Annotated in this window: 8 protein-coding genes; 7 read left to right on the top strand and 1 reads right to left on the bottom strand. The window is 70.5% G+C overall.

Annotated elements, in window-relative coordinates; translation table 11 throughout:
* Nucleotides 1–20: 20 nt before the first annotated feature.
* From ACZ5XZ_RS32485 to ACZ5XZ_RS32455, 7 genes are all read left to right on the top strand, one after another.
* Nucleotides 21–1,718 (top strand): DUF885 domain-containing protein, encoded by a 1,698-nt coding sequence (locus ACZ5XZ_RS32485; RefSeq protein ID WP_468984641.1) that lies wholly within the window; start codon nucleotides 21–23, stop codon nucleotides 1,716–1,718.
* A 91-nt stretch (nucleotides 1,719–1,809) separates the two neighbouring features.
* Nucleotides 1,810–1,938: a hypothetical protein gene (locus ACZ5XZ_RS32480; RefSeq protein WP_468984638.1), complete on the top strand. Its 129-nt coding sequence runs from the start codon at nucleotides 1,810–1,812 to the stop codon at nucleotides 1,936–1,938.
* 611 nt (nucleotides 1,939–2,549) lie between these two features.
* The gene (locus ACZ5XZ_RS32475) at nucleotides 2,550–2,960 is read left to right on the top strand and encodes a RidA family protein (RefSeq protein WP_468984636.1); all 411 of its coding nucleotides are present in this window, start codon (nucleotides 2,550–2,552) and stop codon (nucleotides 2,958–2,960) included.
* Nucleotides 2,961–3,459: 499 nt separating this feature from the next.
* Entirely contained in the window at nucleotides 3,460–4,266 is an 807-nt protein-coding gene (locus tag ACZ5XZ_RS32470) for a GNAT family N-acetyltransferase (protein ID WP_468984634.1), read from the top strand.
* Nucleotides 4,267–4,343: 77 nt separating this feature from the next.
* Nucleotides 4,344–7,985: a type I polyketide synthase gene (locus ACZ5XZ_RS32465; protein ID WP_468984632.1), complete on the top strand. Its 3,642-nt coding sequence runs from the start codon at nucleotides 4,344–4,346 to the stop codon at nucleotides 7,983–7,985.
* Nucleotides 7,982–11,863 carry an SDR family NAD(P)-dependent oxidoreductase gene (locus ACZ5XZ_RS32460; RefSeq protein ID WP_468984631.1) on the top strand — a complete coding sequence of 1,294 codons (3,882 nt, stop codon included), beginning with the start codon at nucleotides 7,982–7,984 and terminating at the stop codon, nucleotides 11,861–11,863. Before ACZ5XZ_RS32465 ends, ACZ5XZ_RS32460 begins: the two co-directional genes overlap by 4 nt.
* A gap of 214 nt (nucleotides 11,864–12,077) precedes the next feature.
* Nucleotides 12,078–14,477 (top strand): MMPL family transporter, encoded by a 2,400-nt coding sequence (locus ACZ5XZ_RS32455; RefSeq protein WP_468984629.1) that lies wholly within the window; start codon nucleotides 12,078–12,080, stop codon nucleotides 14,475–14,477.
* 244 nt (nucleotides 14,478–14,721) lie between these two features.
* Here the strand turns inward: ACZ5XZ_RS32455 and ACZ5XZ_RS32450 are convergent, their stop codons facing one another.
* On the bottom strand, nucleotides 14,722–16,833 hold the full coding sequence (locus ACZ5XZ_RS32450; protein ID WP_468984628.1) for an AfsR/SARP family transcriptional regulator: 2,112 nt from the start codon (nucleotides 16,831–16,833) through the stop codon (nucleotides 14,722–14,724).
* Between the last annotated feature and the right edge of the window lie 119 nt (nucleotides 16,834–16,952).

The raw sequence follows: 16,952 nt of genomic DNA, 5'->3' as shown, positions 1-16,952 counted from the left end.
GGTACGCCAGCATGGTGAACATGCCCGAGAAGCCGAGCACTCCGCGCCGGATCGCCGACGACCACGTCGAGCAGGTGGCCGCCCTCGACCCCCTGACCTCGACCCGACTCGGCCTGCACCCCGAGGACGACCGGCAGCCGGATCTGTCGCCGGAGGGCTTCGAGGCGTTCGCCGAACTCGCCCGGCGAACGCTCTCCGCGCTCGACGCCACCGAGCGGAACGCTGAGAAGGACGGCGTGGTGTGGGAGGACGCCGAGCGGAACTGCGCCCGCCTGCTGCGGGAACGGCTGACCGCGGAACTCGCCCTGCACGAGGAGGGTGACCATTTCCGCGAGTTGCGCAACGTCAGCTCGCCCCTGCACAAGGTGCGGAGCATCTTCACCCTGATGCCCACCGACACCGACGAGAACTGGGCGGCCGTCGCCGGGCGGCTGCGCAATCTGCCGGGCGCGCTGGACGGCTACCGGGCGACCCTGGCCGAGGGTGTCGCCCGCGGGCTGCTGTGCGCGCCCCGCCAGGCCCGTGCCGTCATCGGGCAGCTCGACGCCTGGACCGGCCAGGACGTCGGCTGCGCAAGCTGGTTCGCCGAGTTCGTCGCTGCCGGTCCGGTTCGGCTCAGGCCCGAGCTGGACACCGCCGCCGACCGGGCGACGACCGCGGTGGCCGGCTTCCGCGACTGGCTGCGCGGCACCTACCTGCCCGCCGCGCACGGCACCCGGGACGCCGTCGGCCGCGAACGCTACCTGCGCTCGGCCCGCTGGGCCAACGGCACTGATCTGGAACCGGCCGAGGCGTACGCCTGGGCCTGGGAGGAGTTCCACCGCACGGTCGCCGAGATGCAGGCCGAGGCCGGGCGGATCCTCCCGGGCGCCACGGTCCGGGAGACCATGGACCACCTGAACCGGCACGGTCACGCCATCGTGGGTGAGGAGAACATCCGCGCCTGGCTCCAGCAGATCATGGACGAGGCGATCGACGCCCTCGACGGCACCCACTTCGACATCTCCGGCCCGCTCCGCCGGGTCGAGTCGAGGATCGCGCCCCCGGGCAGCTCGGGCGCTCCCTACTACACCGGCCCCAGCCTCGACTTCAGCCGCCCCGGACGCACCTACCTGCCCACTCTGGGCCAGCAGACCTTCCCCACTTGGGAGATCGTCAGCACCTGGTACCACGAGGGCGTCCCGGGGCACCACTTGCAGACTGCCCGATGGATCGCCGCCGTCGACCGCCTCAGCCGCTACCAGATCACCCTAGGTGCGGTCAACGCCGACAAGGAGGGCTGGGCCCTGTGCGCCGAGCGCCTGATGGACGAACTGGGCTTCCTCACCGAACCCGCCCGCCGCCTCGGCTACCTGGACAAGCAGATGCTCCGGATCATCCGCGTGATCGTCGACATCGGCATGCATCTGGAACTCGCCATTCCCGCCGGCTCCGGCTTCCACCCCGGCGAACGCTGGACCCCGGACCTCGCCACCGCGTTCATGGCCGCCCATCACGGAAGCGACACCGCCCGCCGCACCAGCGAGATCGACCGCTACCTGGGCTGGCCCGGCCAGGCTATCGGCTACAAGTTGGGAGAGCGCGCCTGGCTCCAGGGCCGCGACGCCTCCCGCCGCCGCCTCGGCACCAGCTTCGACCTGCGGACCTGGCATACGAAGGCGCTCACCCAGGGCTCGCTCGGCCTCGCCGACCTGGCCGACAACCTCGCATCGTTGTAACAGGGCTGGGGACGGCGCCGATTGCGGTGTGTCACGGACGGGCGAGCTCGCGTGACAGATCGAACTCGGACCGCAACCCGTAGGGAGTCCCGTGACCCACGTACGCGACCAAGCCTCACCGATCGGCATCGCCGAGTTCGCTACCGCTCCGTCGGCGGTCGTCGTCCACGACCCGGTGGAAGCCGGCGCCATCAAGCACCTCACCACCCGCAAAGCCTGATCTCCGCCATCCGTCTCACCGAAACCGGCACACAGAAGGTGAAGATCCTTGACGCGTTGCGGGACGCAGGCATGCGGATGATTGACGTCACCCAGGATGAGTCCCTGTACCGACAGGCAGCCAACTGCCTGTGCCTGGGCGGCCGCCGGATCATCTGCTACGACATGACGTCCTCAGCGGTCGACCGGTTCGCCGCTACCGAATGGCGACGAGCGGGCCGTCGGCCATTGCGTCGGGGTGCCCCCGCGACGCGACCACCGCCCCGGCCATGGCACACGCCCGGGCCGGGGCGCCGGCGAGGGCGCAGCCGCGCCAGGGGGTGTTGAGGGTGTGAGCGACGGTGTGGTGGTCCGTTACGGCCGCAACGAGGGCCGTCCGCCTTACGGGCTGATCGAGGACGAAACTAGGTCGTGTCTCTTCGATCACGCGATTCGTCGGGTTTGGGTACGGGATCAGCATGTGGCGGGTGTTGACGGGTTGACCGCGCAGATCCATTCGGCGGCCGGCGGCAGCGGCCATCGCGGGAGTCGACGGCCAGAGAATTGCGTCGAACGCGGAGTAAATCTTTGAGAAGGTCGTGAGTGCCCCGGATCTACTGCGAAAGGAAGCCCGTGCCGAGTGCCGTCACGTTGATTCGCTCTGCGTCTCTGTCCGATGTCGCTGAGTACGCCTACGCGGCCACGGCTCCAGCCGAGTCGCGGCTGATCTTCCTCGCCGGAGCCTGCCCGCTGAATGAGGACGGCTCCACTGCGGCGATCGGAGACGTCGCGGGGCAGGCGGCCAAGGCTGTGGAGAACATGCGGACCGCTCTGGCAGAGTCCGGCGCGTCACTGCACGATGTCATCAGCACTCGCGTTCTCGTTGCCTCCCACCGGCGGGAGGACCTGGTGACGGCGTGGGAGGTGGTCCGGAACACGTTCGGCGACCATGACGTGCCCAGCACGTTGATGGGTGTCACCGTGCTCGGCTACGACGACCAGCTCGTAGAGATCGAAGCCATCGCCGCTGTGCTCGATTCTTGAGCCGAAGGAACATCCCTGCCACGGTGACCGACCGGCCCGCACATGTTCTGGCTCCGATCATGACCGGAGCCAAATGAGGAGGGTGGCGGCGGTGACGGTGCCTAGATAGACGTACCCGCGCTTGTCGTAGCAGGGGGCTCGCTCAATTGCCGGCCGGAAGCTGGTCGAACATTTGGGCGACGAGTTGTTCGTGCTCAATGAGCGGCTGAGGCCGGGCACGTCAAAATTCAGGGCGCGCCCAGCCGCACTGGGTCGTCACGCTGCAAGGCTGCACCGATGTGGGTGAGGCAGTTCTCGCCGCCCGAATCGAGCGGGTCCCCGAGGAGGGAGCTTCCGGCCGCACGAATTGCCGGACGTGATGCATGTCGGCTCCGTGTGTCCGCCGAACGGGCCTTCTCCCGTAGCAGTGCGGTGGATCTCCCGTCATGTCGCGCTGCCGCATGTAACGGTTGGCGTCGCCCCTGGCTGCCGGTGCCGTCCTCACCCAGGTGGTCCGCACATGAGAGACGGGCTCTTGAAAGGGACGTTCGCCGTGGACTCGCCTGAGCTTGCCGGAATCCCTTCTTCGGCCGGACCGCGCTCTGGCTACACGCTTTCGCTGGCACGGCTCGAACGTGACGTCCAGGCTGCTCAGAGGCTTCGCTACCGCGTATTCGTGGAGGAATTGGGAGCCCGGCTCAGCACACCGTTGGCCGGCCACGACATCGACGGGTTCGACGAGCACTGCGACCACTTGCTCGCCCACGAAGCAGCCACAGGATCCCTGGTCGGCACCTGTCGGTTGCTGCCGCCCAAGGGGGCGGGAACTGCTGGGTGTCTCGTCGCCGAGGAGAACTTCGACCTGACGGCACACGCACGACTCCACGGCGATCTCCTGGAAATCAGCAGAGCCTGTATCCATCCCGCTCACCGCGGTGGCACCCTCGTCCCGTTGATGACACTCGGCGTCGCCCACTACGCCCTCCGAGCCGGGCTCGGGTGGGTTGGTGGGAACTGCCGGGTGCCGCTCGGCGGACGCGGCGAACTGGCCTCGGCGGTATGGCAGATGGTCGCATCGCGGCATCTGTCTCCCGAGGAGTACCGGGTCAGTCCACGGACACCCCTGCGCCGGACGGACGTCACCGCGCCGCCGGACCCGAGTCTGATTCCGCCGCTGGTGCGCGGTGCCCTGTCGCTCGGCGCGTGGGTATGCGGAGAGCCCAGCTACAGCCCCAGATCCGACACAGCCTTCTTGTACGTATTGATGTCGATGCACCGTGCCGATCCGACGCAGCTTCGTGACCTCCCCGGCCTCACCTTTCTGTGAGACCGACGCTGTGACACCACATCTGTGACACCGAACGTCGTCACTGGCCGATCACGCCCAACATACAAGGACTGTCCATGACGCTGCCTCCGCCCGATCTCTCCGACCCGATCGCCGTGGTGGGCGCCTCCTGCCGTCTGCCAGGCGGGATCAGCACGTTGGACGGGCTGTGGTCCGCGCTCGTCGAGGGGCGAGATCTGGTCGGTGAGGTACAGCCGGACCGGTTCGACCCGGCCCGCTGGCTCGATCCCACTCCGTGGCGCCCGGGGAAGACGTACACCGTCGCCGGTGGGTTCCTGGACGACATCCATGGTTTTGACGCCGGGTACTTCGGGATGTCGCCGCGTGAGGCCGGGCGTCTGGATCCGCAGCAGCGGCTCTTCCTGGAAATGGCGGTGGAGGCGCTGGATGACGCCGGTATCGCCGCCGCGTCGCTCGCCGGGTCCGACACGGCGGTGTACGCGGGCGTCTCCAGCCCGTCCTTCGGGGTGATGCAAGGGCTGCAGGCGATGTCGACCGATCCCTACACGATGACGGGTGGCGCCCTGTCGAACGTCGCCAACCGGGTCTCGTACTTCCTGGACCTCCATGGGCCCAGCCTCGCTGTGGACACCGCCTGCTCGTCCGCGCTGGTCGCGCTGCACCACGCCTGCGAGGCGGTGCGCACCGGGCGCTGTGGGATGGCGCTGGCGGGCGGTGTCCACGTCCTGCTGAGCCCCTTCGAGTTCCTGGGGTTCGCCAAGGCGTCGATGCTTTCCCCCACCGGGCGCTGCCGTACCTTCGCCGCGGCGGCGGACGGCTATGTACGCGCCGAGGGGGGCGGTCTCGCGGTCCTCAAACCGCTGTCCCGCGCGCTGGCGGACGGCGACCGCGTGCACGCGGTCATTCTCGGCAGTGCCGTCAACACTGATGGACGCACACCGGGACTGGCTCAGCCCAGCCCAGACGCTCAGGCGGAACTGTTACGCGAGGTGTACGAGGCGGTGGGCGTCGAGGCCGACGCGGTCGCGTATCTGGAGATGCACGGCACCGGCACGCCGACCGGAGACCCCACGGAGTGCCGTGCCGTCGGACAGGCCCTCGGCATGAGGCGGACACCGGGCCGGGTGCTCCCGGTGGGGTCGGTCAAGAGCCACCTGGGCCATCTGGAACCGGCGTCCGGCATGGCCGGGATGTTCAAGGCCATGCTCGTCCTTCGGCACAAGCGGGTGCCCGCGAACCTCCATGCCCTCCCGCTGAACCCGCAGATCGACTTCGACGGCCTGCGGATCGCCCCCGTCACTGAAACCCGTCCCCTGGACCAGCCGCCGGGCGGACAGCCCGTGGCCGGTGTGAACTCCTTCGGTTTTGGCGGCGCGAACGCCCATGTCGTCCTCGCCGCCGGCCCCGAACGCCCGCAAGCCGCACATCGCGAGGTAACAGGTCCGCTGCCGGTCGTGGTGTCAGCCCGTACCCCCGAGGCGGCTGTCACGGCGGCCCGCCGCATGGCCGAGCGACTCGACACCTGCGCGGAACAGGACTACTACGACCTGGCGTACACCGCGTCCCGCCGGCGCGGCCACCACGAACACCGGGCAGCGGCGCTGGCGGACAACCCTGTCGAAGCGGCCGCCATCCTGCGTCGGTTGGCAGCCGGGGAGCAGCATGTCGCGGGCGCTCTGGCGGCCGCTGCTGAGCGGGGTCAGGTCGCGCTGGCGTTCTCCGGCAACGGGTCGCAGTGGGCCGGGATGGGGGCGGACCTGCTGGCGGCCGAGCCGGTCTTCCGGGAAGCGGTGGCCGATGCGGACGAGGCGCTGCGCCCGCTCCTTGGTTGGTCGGTGCTGGAGGAACTGACCACCGACGCCGGGTCCCGGCGGCCGGACACCACCGATGTCGCCCAGCCGCTGCTGTTCGCCGTGCAGGTCGGGGTCGTCGCGATGCTCAGGGGCTTCGGTGTCCGGCCGGCCGGGGTGGTCGGGCACAGCTCCGGTGAGATGGCCGCCGCGTGGGCCGCCGGTGTGCTCGAACTGGACGCCGCGGCGCAGGTGGTCGTGGCACGCTCCCGGGCGCAGGCGTCCACGGCCGGGGAATGGGGCATGGCGGCGGTCGGCGCGGACGAGGAGTCCGCCCGGCTGCTGCTGGAGCCGTATGCCGGGCGGCTGGAGATCGCCGGGGTCAATACCGCGCGGGACGTGACGGTCAGCGGGGACAAGGCGGCCCTGGCGGCACTGGGCCGGGACCTTCGGCGACAGGACGTCTTCTTCCAGGACCTGGGCCTGGGGTACGCCTTCCACAGCCATGCCATGGACGGCTTGGAGGACGACCTGCTGGCAGCACTGGCCGGCCTGAAGACCCACCGCGCGCACACGCCGTACGCGTCGGCCACCACGGGGACCGTGCTGGCCGGTCCCGAGATGGATGGGGCGTACTGGTGGCGTAATCTGCGCCACCCGGTGCTGTTCGCGTCGGCGGTTGGCCAACTGCGCGAACTGGGCTGCGACATCTTCCTCGAGGTCGGACCGCATCCGGTGCTGAGCGGCTACCTGCGGCGGTCGACGCGCGCTCAAGGGCTCTCCTCCCCGGTCGCCGTCGTGCCCACCGTCAGCCGTGACCTTCCTGGGCCGGTGGCGGTGCGCACCGCGGTCAGTCATCTGGTGGCGGCGGGGGCCCAAGGTGTTACGGACGCGTTCCTTTCCCGGCCCGGTCGCGTGGTGGATCTGCCCGCCTACCCCTGGGAGCGCGAGTCCCACTGGAACGGCAGCCCCGGTGTGTGGGTGCGCGGCTGTGGTGACGGCACCGTCGACCACCCTCTGCTGGGCGAACGCGCGGCCGTGGCCGAGCCCACCTGGCATGGCGCCTTCGACCCCGCACGCGCTCCCTGGCTGGCCGGCCACAAGATCGCCGACGCCGTGCTCATGCCCGCAACAGGCTTCACGGAGATGGTGCTGGCCGCCGGCCGGCGGGCATGGAACACCGCCGTGGAGGTCACCGATCTCATCATTCCCCGAGCGCTCGTCCTGCCGTTCGACGACGCCCGGCAGGTCCACATCCAGACCACGCTGTCGACAGACGACGGTCTGGCCCGGATCGCCAGCTGCGGCGAAGGCACCGATGCCTGGCAGGAGCATGCCCGGGGACGGGCCCGGAGACTGCTCGAACCCCGGCCCGAACGCATCGACGTCGACGGTCTCGCGGACGGACTGACCGAGCGCCGGACGCCGCAGGAGTTCTACCGCGGGATCGAGCGGGCGGGCGTCCGGTACGGCCCGGACTTCCTGGTGCTGAGCGAAGATCTCCTGATCGGCGAGGACCAGGCCCTGACCCGCTACACCACCGAGGCCGATCTGTCCGGCTACGAGGCACACCCCGCTCTGCTGGACGGAGCCGTTCAGACCGGCCTTGTCCTGCTGGAGGACCTGGCCGTGCAGGGGGTTCCGCATCTCCCCGCGTCCGTCGACCGGGTCCGTGCATGGCAACCGCTGCCTGCCGCCGGCCTCTTCCACGCTCGACTCCGGGCCCGGTCCGCACGTGAGTCGCTCCTGGACCTCACCGTCCTCGACACCGACGGGCAGGTCTGTCTGCTCCTGGAAGGTGTCCGACTGCGGCGGATCGACAAGCCCAAAACCGCCGGCGCCCACCACGTCACCGTGATGCGCGCGGCCTGCCGCCCCGGCCACGGTCCAGGCCCAGCCCGCTGCCCAGCCCCCACAAGGTCGCGCGCGCGTGCGGACCCGGCGTGAACGAACTGCGCTCGTCCCTACGCCGCAGCGACCGCGCCCATGCCTTCGACGTGGCACGAGAACTCGCAGCGCACTTCGGTACGGCGGCGATCGCGAACGTACTGCCCGACGCGGGCACCAACGGCTTCACGGTGGCCGATCTGATCGAGGCGGGTGTACCGGACGGGCACGCGAAGCTGCTCGGCCTGCTGTTGAAGACGGCGCAATCCCACGGGCTCGTCGCCTCCGACGCCCACGAGTGGCGGATCGTACGCCCTGCCGTCCCGCAGGAGCGCTTCCGCGAACTCGCCGGCCGGCATCCGAGCCTCGCCGTCGAGCTCACCTTGCTCGGCTCCTGCGGCGCGCAACTGCCCGACGTGCTGCGAGGCCGCCAGGCCCCGGAGGACGTGCTGCTCACCGAGACCAACCGGCCCCTGCTGGAGGAGATGTACACCGGGGGCGGCATGTCCTGGTTCAGCGCCCGAGCAGCCCGCACGGCCCTGGAGACCCTTGTCAGCGCCTGGCCCGCCGACCGGCCCCTGCGCATTCTGGAGGTCGGCGCGGGAAGCGGCGGCACCACCGGGCTCCTGCTGCCCGTACTGCCGCCCGAGCGAACCCACTACGTGTACACCGACGTCTCCGAAAGCTGTTTCCCCCGGGCCCAACGGCGCTTCCGCGCCCATGACTTCGTCAGCTACCGGACGCTGGACCTCGACCAGGACCCCGTGACGCAGGGGCTGCCCGAGGCAGGATTCGACATCGTGGTCGCCGGCCACGCGCTGCACACGGCAGGGGACGTGCAGCGCACACTCGGCCACATCGGCCGGCTCCTCTCGGACGGCGGCCACCTCCTCGCCACCGAGAACCACGACCCGGCCGCCTCGGCACTGCTCTTCGGTCTCCTCCCCGGCTTCTGGCAGCAGGACGACACCGGTCTGCGGCCTGACGGGCCACTGCTGTCCGCCGACGCGTGGACAAAGGTCCTGGCACACGCCGGCTATGACGACGCGGTCGTGCTGGGCCAGAGCGAACACGACGCCTCCGTCCTCCTCGCCCGGCGACCGCACCGCACCGAACCCGCAAGCGCCACGGTTCCGGCCGCGTCCACCGCAAAGACGCGCGCCTGGCTCGTCGCCGCGGAGCCGCAGCACGACCTGCTCGCCGACGCGCTCGTCCGACAGCTCCGCACGAAGGACGGCCCGGACGTGTGCCGCGCCGCACTGAGCACCGAACCCGCCGACTGGTCGACCCTGCTCGACAAACGGCCCGGGGAGACCGGAGTCGTCCTGCTGCTCGGCCAGGACACCGACGCCTGCCCGGACCTGGACATGGACCGTACCGTGCGCCGCCTCGCGACGCTCAGAGCCCTGGTCACGTCCGCCTCGCGACGCAACGATGTCGACCTGTGGCTGGTCACACCCCCGACCGGGGCGCTGCCGGCCCCCGAACGCCCCCTGGCCCCCGAGACCGCGACGGTTTGGGGCGTGGGACGCTGCCTCGCCGCTGAACACCCTCAACTGTCCGTCCGCCGCATCTCACTGGATAGCGGAGACCGGCCCGAGACGGACGCCGCCCGGCTGGCCGTGGAACTCGCCGACCCCACCGCCGAGGACGAGATCCTGCTCACCCCCTCCGGTCGCTTCGTGCCCCGGATCCACGCCCGACCCGCGCACACGACATCCGGACCGACCCCGGAGGCAACCCCCTTCGCGCTGCGGATGCGCACCCCCGGGCGCGCCTACCAGCTGGCATGGGTGCCCGCCGACGTTCCCCGTCCCGGGCCGGACGACGTGCTCATCTCCGTACGCGCCGCAGCACTGAACTACCGCGACGTCCTGCAGTCCCTCGGCATGATCCCGCTCAGCGCCCCCAAGGACGGGGCGGCCGGCAAGGACGGCGCCCTCGGCCTCGAATGCGCCGGGGTGGTCACCGCGGTCGGCTCCCGCGTCAACGGGATCGCGGTGGGAGACAAGGTCTTCGGATTCGGCTCCGATACCCTGCGCTCCCACGCCACCATCCAGGCATCCCTGGTCGGTCATGTCCCCGACGGCATGGACTTCTGCCGGGCCGCCACGCTGCCCGCCGTGTACCTCACCGTCCATCATGGCCTGCACCGTCTCGCCCGGCTCGCGCCCGGCGAGACGGTCCTGGTACACGGAGCAGCCGGCGGCGTCGGCCTGGCCGCGCTCCAGTACGCGGCACACGCAGGCGCCCAGGTCATCGCCACCGCCGGCACCCCCGCCAAACGCGACCTGCTACGGCTGCTCGGAGTCCGGCACGTACTGGACTCCCGCTCCCTGGACTTCGCCCACCAAGTGAAGGACCTCACCGGCGGCCAAGGAGTCGATGTCGTCCTCAACTCCCTGGCCGGCGAAGCCATCAGCCGGGGCCTGGAGACGCTCAGGAGCGGCGGCCGCTTCATCGAACTGGGCAAACGCGACCTCTACGGCAACAGCCGACTGCTGCTGCGCCCCTTCCTCAACAACCTCACCCTGTCAGCAGTGGGCGACGTCAACGAACTGCTCACCCACCACCCGGAGATCGCGAGCGTCGAAGGGCCCGAAATCACCGAGCGGGTACGCGACGGCGTCTACCGGCCCATCCTGCATCACGTCTACCCCGCCGATCGGATCACCGACGCGTTCGAGGCCCTGCAGCACTCACGCCACATCGGCAAAGTCGTCATCTCCCTGGACCCTGCGCCGCACCTGGAGTACGAGCCCACACCAGTCACCCTGGATCCTCAGGGGACCTACCTCGTCACCGGGGGACTCGCCGGCTTCGGCGCCGCCACCGCCCAGTGGCTCACCAGGCAAGGAGCACGCCGCCTCGCACTGACCGGCAGGCGCGGTGGGGACACGCCCGGAGCGCCCGCGCTCCTCGACGCGCTGCGCCGGCACGGCGTGCATGTCACCACCCATGCCGCAGACGCCTCCGATGCCACGGCCATGCGCACCGTCCTGGACGCCGTCGACACCCCTGAACACCCGCTGCGGGGCGTCGTCCACGCAGCCGCGGTGTTTGACGACGCGCCCTTGACGGAGCTGACCGACGAACGCCTCAGGCAGGTACTGGCTCCCAAGGCGGCGGGCGCCGCCGTCCTGGACGAACTGACCCGCGACCGTGACCTCGCACTGTTCCTGCTGCACTCCTCGGTCACCGGGCTGATCGGCAACCTGCACCAGAGCAACTACGTGGCGGCCAACGTGTTTCTGGAGGCCCTGGCCCGGGCCCGCCGCTATGCGGGACGGCAGGCGCTGGCTGTCGGCTGGGGAGCCGTCGCCGAGGTCGGCCACGTGGCCCGGAACGACATGGGTGAATACCTGCGGGGCATCGGTCTGCCCCCTGTCCCTCCCGCCGAACTCCTGCAGCCGCTCGGCTCCCTCCTGGCCGACGGCAGCGATGTGACTGTCCTGGCCGAGGTCGACTGGAACCAGGCACAGCGTCTGAGCCCGGCCGCCTTGGCCGCCCGCTTCTCCACAGTCCTGCCCGCGGACCAAGTCGTCCACCGGACCGACGACAGCCTGCTCCGGCAACTGGCCACGGCGACGCCCGAGGACGCCCTCTCCCTGCTCACCGAAGCCCTCACCGAAAACCTCGCGAACATCCTCCAGACGACCACAGACCGACTGTCGGCCGACCGGCCCCTGGCACAACTGGGTCTGGACTCTCTCATGGGCATGGAGCTCAAGAGCGCCATCCAGCAGAGGTTCGGCTGCGAATTCCCCATGCTGGAGATCGTGAACAGCGCCTCGATCAGCGACCTCGCCCGACGCTGCCTGCACCGGCTGAACCACCGCCCGACAAGCCCCTCAGGAGCACCCTCACAGGAGCCGCAGCCCACCGGTCTCCACGGCCCGGCAGTCGCAGCACAACCGGAACCAGCAAGCAAAGAATGAGCATGAACCGCACCACCGAAGCCGTGACGAAACCATCGGAACTCACTGGCGGTCGCACGCACCCACTGCGTTCGGCCGACAGGCGCGCTGCCGGCCCTCGCTTCCCCCACTGCCCGGTACCTGTCCGTCCGGGTCTCTCGACGCCGCCGGTCCAGCTCACCTTGCCGAAGACCGCCGGGCCAGCAGACGGCCCCAGTCAGGAGTCAGCTTGCCCATGGACCGCCCTAACCGGTACGCGTGCTCCACCCGCCCTGGTCTGTCCGCACTGTTGGAACGGGTCGCGTGCTTCAGTGTGCGCAGACGGCGGGAGATCCTCGTTGCTGCCGTGCTGGTGGTGATCGTCAGCGTTCCGTCCACACTTGGCCTGTCCTCGCGCCTGGTCAATGGCGGATGGATTTCCCAAGACTCCGCTTCAGCACGTGCGCGAACCCTCTTGGACACGAAATTCCATGCGGGTCCGGCGGACGTCCTGCTCCTGGTCCGCGCGAACACGTCGGTGGACAGTGCCCCGGCCCGTCAAGCGGGAGCAGCACTGACTGACCGTCTGCGCAAACAGCCAGGTGTCATCGGCCTCGAGTCGTACTGGACCGGCTACCGCGCGCCCAAGCCGACGGCGACTGTCGGCAGATCGAACGCTGCGCAGCCCGCCGTGGCAGAGGCATCCCGGCTCCGCTCGGCGGATGGCCGCGCTGCCCTGGTCGCTGTGCGCCTAGAGGGTGATACCCATCAACGGCGCATCACCACTGACCGCATCCTGAGCTACGCGAACGGCCGCCACGGTTCACTGCTCGTGCAGGCCGCCGGCGCGGCCGTCGTCTCCCGCGCGCTGGGGGAGCAGAGCGAAAGAGACCTGGTCCGGACCGAGATGCTCGCGCTTCCCGCCACCTTGCTGCTGTTGGTGCTCATCTTCGGCAGCGTCCCGGCCGCCTGCCTGCCCCTGGCCGTCGGCCTGGTGGCCACATCCGGCAGCGCGGCCCTGCTGCGTGCTCTGACCACGGTGACCGAGGTGTCCACCTTCGCGCTCAACATCACCACGGCGGTGGGGCTCGCTCTTTCGGCCGACTACAGCCTGTTCCTCGTCACCCGGTACCGCGAGGACATCACTGCGGGGTACACCCACGACGATGCGCTCAACCGCTGCGTCCGCACGGCAGGACGCATCGTTGTCGTCTCCGCCGCTGCCGTGGCACTTTCACTCCTGGGACTGCTGTTCTTCCCCCTCTACTTCCTGCGCTCACTCGCCTACGCCAGCATCAGCGTGGCCATCCTGGCAGCCGCGGCGTCCTTGCTGATCGTCCCCGCTGGACTGGCCTGCTTCGGCCATCGCATCGGCCGTGGCGACGTGCTCGCCCGATGGCGACGTGGTACCCGTTCGAAGGGCGGAGCCTGGCAGCGACTGGCGCTGGCCGTCATGCGCCGCCCTGTCTCGGTCACCGTGGCCTCCGCCGGGCTTCTGGCGGCCCTCGTACTGCCCTTCCACCACGCCGCTTTCGGCTTCAGCGACGAACGAGGACTGTCCCCCGACGCTCCCGTGGCACAAGCCGCGCGCGCCCTGCGCACTGCCTTCCCCCAGCCAGGTACGCAGATCGACGTGGTCCTCCCAGGCCGGCGTCGCGCCGCCGAATCGAACAGCCCGGGCAGCACGACCGCACTGGACGCCTACGCCCGGAGCCTGTCACGGCTGCCGGGCGTGCAGGCACTGCGCACAGCCACCGGCGAGTACCTCAACGGTGCGCCGGCCAGTCCTGTCTGCCACCCACCCGCGAACACCACCGCCACGTCGTCCGGCTGTCCCCTGTTCCAGCGCTACCGCAGTCAGTCCGGCGTGTGGCTGTCCATCACGACCTCCAGCGACACCTACGCGCCCTCCACAGTGGACCTGGTGCGACGGATCCGCGCCCTGCCTGCCCCAGCGCGCCCCCTGATCGGCGGGCCGACAGCCGAATTCCTCGACACCCAAACCATCGTCTCGCAGCGCATGCCCGCCGCTCTCATTCTGGCCACCGCAGCGACTTTTCTGTTGCTCCTCGCCTACACCCGCAGCCTGTTCCTGCCGTTGAAAGCGCTCTGTCTCAACCTGCTCAGCCTCACCGCCACCTTCGGCGCCATGGTCCTCATCTTCCAGGACGGGCACTTGCGCTGGCTCGTCGGCGACTTCGTCCCCACGGGCACGATCGACGTGATGATGCCCATCGTGGTCTTCTGCCTGGCATTCGGTCTGTCCATGGACTACGAGATCCTGCTCCTGTCCCGCATCATGGAAGCCCGCACCCGTACCCGTGACACCGTGCAGGCCACCGCAGTCGGCCTGCAAGCCGCGGCACCGCTCTTCATCGCCTCCGCCGCCCTGGTCGTCACCGTCCTGCTGGCCCTGGCCACCGCAGAGGTCGTCTCTGTGAAACTCATCGCTGTCTGCACGACCCTGTCCGTCTTGCTGGACACCGTACTCATCCGGCCGCTGCTCGTGCCCGCGGTCATGAAGCTCGCCGGATCCGCCAACTGGTGGCTTCCCCACCCCTTGCACCGCTTCCTGCCGCCTCGCCACGTGGCTGCAACCGTCACAGGGCCCTTCGCCACGTCGCCCCCGACACCTCCTTGTCATGGGAGTCCGTGACGGAGCCGACGAGGCGGCGGCACCGATCTCGGCGAGCCGGCCGGAGTACCGGATGGAAGCGCCTTGCGCGCCGCGGTCACTGCGATGGATCAGCAGATTCTTCGTCTGCTGGCGGTACAGCCCGCACAACCATCTGGCCTGCTGAAACGGCGACAGCGACGGCTATCGGCGTGGCGTTGGTCCGTGAATGGGCCGGATCTTGATGTCAGCTGGAGCGTGTTGTACAAGGCCGTGGGCAGGCCGGTCACCCATCAGCGCCGGCAGGAGCTTGACGACGGTCTGCAGCGACGCGAGCAGACGGGAAGGCTGCCGGGGTCACCTCGATCTCGGCCATCGCCGTGGCGTACAGGAGGTAGCGGCGGCGTGCTTCGCCGTGGCGGCCCGTGGTGGTCAGCAGGGAGACCAGGCCGAGATGGGCGTCCTCGTCGTAGGGGTCGCGCTCCAGGAGCCGCAGGATGTAGTGCGCCTCGGAGTGGTGGTCGTCGCTCTCGGCGGCGGCCGCGGCGAGTTGGGTGAGGAGTTCCAGATAGACGGCCTGCGCCTCCTCGCGCAGGCCCGCCGCCCACGGCGCGTACGGCTCGCCCTCCAGCACGTCCCCCCGGTACAGCCCCTCGGCGGCGGCCAGGGAGGCGAAGGCGCCGCTTCCGGTGCGCCGCGCACTGCCGATCGCATGGCGGGCGGCGGCCAGGAACTCCTGTACGTCGACGCGGAGCCGGGCCAGACCGACGACATGCTTGTCGGCGGTGATGAAGTGGTCCTGCGGCATCCGGCGTCCGGGGTCGAGCACGAGCCGTACCGTCGACAGGGCGACCGACAGACGGTTGGCGCAGCGGGCCGGATCCTCGTCCGGCCACAGGGTGTCGATCAGGACCTCGCGGGACGTGGGCAGGCCGCGCCGGGCGACCAGCACCTTCAGCAGATCGCGGGCCTTCTTCGACTGCCACTCCTCGGCACCCACCGGTACACCGTCCCGGATCACCCGGAAGCCGCCCAGGACGCGGACGCTCACGCACGGTTCCTGGTCCGCCATGACCCGGTTGAGCAGACCGGCCGCCTCGGCCGCCGCGGGCGACACGCCGAACTGCCTCAGCCAGAGCGTCGCTTCACGCAGCGCCTGAACCGGGCCCTGTGCCGGCGCGGGACGCAGCCGCGCCCGGGCCACGGCCACTCGCGCCACCGCCAGCGGACGCTGCGCCGTGGCCCACAACGCCTCCGCGTCGTCGAGGAGCCGCTGCCGCGCGTGCTCGTCGGCCGGGCACATCGCCTCCAGTTCGAGGATCTCCGCGCACGCCGTCCGCGAGATCTGCGCGGCCGGTTCCCCGGCCGCCTGCCGGGCCGCCTCGGCCGCCGTCTCGGGGCGGTTGTCCGCGAGAGCGATCCAGCCGCCGGCGAGCAGGGCACGGATCCGCTGTGGGCCCACGCACCCGTCGGCCGCCCGGCGCGCCAGCACAGCCGCGGTACCGGGCGCGTCGGTACATCGTGTCAGCGCCAGACCGGTCAGCGCCGAGGCCAGCAGCTGGGCGTCGCCCGAGTGTTCCGTGCGCACCACCGCCTCCTGATAGGCCGCCCGTGCCGGGCCCAGATCACCGCGCTCCCGGTGCGCGTCCCCCAGGCCGACCAGCGCCGCGGCGCCCAGTTGGCAGCTTTCCAAGGACTCGCCGAGCCGCTGGTAGCCGTCGAGCGCGTCGGTGAAGGCCGCGATGGCACGGTCCAGTTCGCCGAGGGCCAGGTGCGCGGCGCCACGCCGACAGCGAGCCAGCAGCACCAGCGGCACATCGACGCCGTCACGACCCCCGCCGAGGGCCCGGAGCGCGGTGTCGAGCGTGTCGCAGACGTCCCGGCAAGCGCCGTGCTCAAGACGTTGTGCCGCCAGGCTCGTATGGACGAACAGATGGAGCATCGCGTCCCCCGAGGAACGCGCCGCCTCCCCGGCCCGGTCCGCGTGGTGCCCGGCGAGACTGCCGTGGCCCCCCAGCGCGGCGATTGTCGCGGCGGTGGTGTGGGTGACGGCCCGGGCCCGGGGATCGCAGCAGTGCCGCAGGCCCCGCAGGGCGAGCTGTCCGAGCGCGCGGGCCGGGCGCAGCCTGCCCCGTGCGCAGTGGGCGGCGGCGGCCCAGGCAAGGGACGTGATCTCGTCCGGGGTCCCGGACCCGGCGAGGGCGGTCCTGCGGTGGATGTCCAGGGCGCGGGCCGGCTCACCCAGCAACTGGTAGGTCATTCCCAGTCGCTGTCCGAGCGCCGGTTCCATGGGATCCGTCCAGGACGCGGCCCGGCGCAGCAGGCCGGGCGCGACGGTCCAGCCCTCCCCGGTACAGCCCGCCGCACGGCCGGACTCCTCGGTCGGTGTGATCGTCATCGTGCTCCCCCCCCCAGCTCCGGGGCACGACCCCGGACATGACGAGTGTGGTCCGGCGCTCGGGGCGCGTGGCACCCGGGCGGCCTCGCTTCGGTATGGAGGTTTGCCGCCATGGGGGA

The organism is Streptomyces sp. NPDC033270 (genome assembly GCF_055576575.1).
This window is presented reverse-complemented; position numbering and strand designations above follow the sequence as displayed.